Genomic DNA, 1,692 nt, shown 5'->3' with positions numbered 1-1,692 from the left:
AGTCACTTCGCTAGCCGCAGACGCGATATGCTGAATGCCCTGGCTGATTTCTTCCATGGCCTTCGCGTTATCCGCCGCACTGCTTGCGATTGCCGCACTGCCCTGGCCAATCTCAAAGGCGGATCTTCTGGAGCTTTCCGCCATGCCGCGAATGCCGTCCACGCGCTCCCTCAATTCGTTGGAATCCTCCATCACGGTCCCTGCGGTGCTCAGCACCTCGCCGATCAAGTCTTTCAGGCGCAGGGTCATCGCCCGGAAGCTCTCGGACAGCCGGGAAATTTCGTCACGGCCTTCGATAACCAGCTCCTGTGTGAAATCACCCTCGGCCAACCGGTTGCTGTATGCCGCAAGCCGGGTGATCGGACGGGTAATCCGCCGGCTCATCAGCATGGCCGCCGCCATGCTGACAATCAGGGCCAGCAGCGTGATACCGGCGCTGGTCCGCAGGATGTCCGTCATCTTATCTTTGACGAAGGTCATGTCGGCGCTGACGCCGATCACAAGGTCGCTGCCTGGAATAGCGACGTAAGCCGTTTTATGTACGCCGTGACTGTCGGAGTATAATTCGCTTATAGCGCTTTTTCCCTGGAAAGCCTGCTCCAGCGCCGGTGTCGCCTGCACTTCTTCCTTCCGCTTAAGCGCCGAATCATGATCCGCGCTCAGAACGACAGCTTTGCCATCCTTATACTCCGCTAGAAATATCGTCTCCACATTGTGCTGGTTCCGTTTATCCCGGAAGTAATACTCCACATTTGTCGCCGCCTGATCGCTGCTGCGGGACTGGAGCGCATTGGTCGAGTTCAGCTGTTTGTAAACGTCCTGCGCCGCAGAGCCGAGAAGCTTGTCAACCTGCGGGACAACGTAACTCGTGAAGGTATTGATGGAGATGAAGTAAAAGCTGACACTAAGCGTCAGGGAGGTGAATAAGAGCGCGGCAAGCAATAACAAGATAAATTTCCGGCCGATGGAATGACTGATCCGAAACATGCGGTTCTCTCCTTTTTTTAACGGTAAATGTACAAGCTATGCGTCCATGCTCCCTTGATGCGTTTACGATAACGGCTTCTGAAGAGAACAGCGTCCGTTTCTGCCATTAGCCGTGGGCTGGCGGCTGTTCGGATGGATAGGTCTATTATCCTGCCGTTCAACCCGGCATAAAGACAGGGGGCGGTGTGCATGGATACTATTCTATAAAATTAACCTGTGGTTGAATAGGGAGAAATGGCCTATGTAAGGTATATTTTTCTTTGTTTCACCCGGATTTGCGGAATATTTCGCAATTTCTTCATTTTTTTCAGTAACCATAGTTTGGGAAGGGGTAATCCGGGCTGGGGGGGATCTCATCGGTTGAGGCCGTTGTTGAATATGCTGCGGGGACTCCATAAAAAAAGAGAGCCCCGTATAATTGCGCAACGCAGCTCTCTTGCTTGATTTGAAATTACAGCTCCAGCACCGTCCAGCCCTTGGGGAACCGGGTGAGCGTCCGGGCGCCGCCCTCCGACACGAGCACCTCATCCTCGATCCGCACGCCGCCGAGTCCGGGCACATAAATGCCAGGCTCCACCGTAAAGACGTTGCCGCTTTCCATGATGTCCCCGTTAAGGCCGTGCAGGGAAGGATACTCATGAGTGTCCATGCCAAGGCCGTGGCCCACGCGATGAACAAAATAAGGACCGTATCCCGCTTCCTCAA

General features: G+C 54.3%; 2 protein-coding genes. Both read right to left on the bottom strand.

Annotated features, from left to right (window positions below; translation table 11 throughout):
- Positions 1-987, bottom strand: a 987-nt coding sequence (locus L692_RS0114015) for a HAMP domain-containing protein (protein WP_025700792.1), incomplete at its 3' end; no start/stop codon positions are given.
- 451 nt (positions 988-1,438) lie between these two features.
- On the bottom strand, positions 1,439-1,692 hold a 254-nt coding region (locus tag L692_RS28820; RefSeq protein WP_036723700.1), incomplete at its 5' end, for a M24 family metallopeptidase.

The organism is Paenibacillus forsythiae T98, from assembly GCF_000520735.1.
Taxonomy (GTDB): Bacteria; Bacillota; Bacilli; order Paenibacillales; family Paenibacillaceae; genus Paenibacillus_AQ; species Paenibacillus_AQ forsythiae.
Note: the sequence above shows the minus strand (reverse complement) of the source record. Positions and strands in the feature narration are given on the sequence as shown.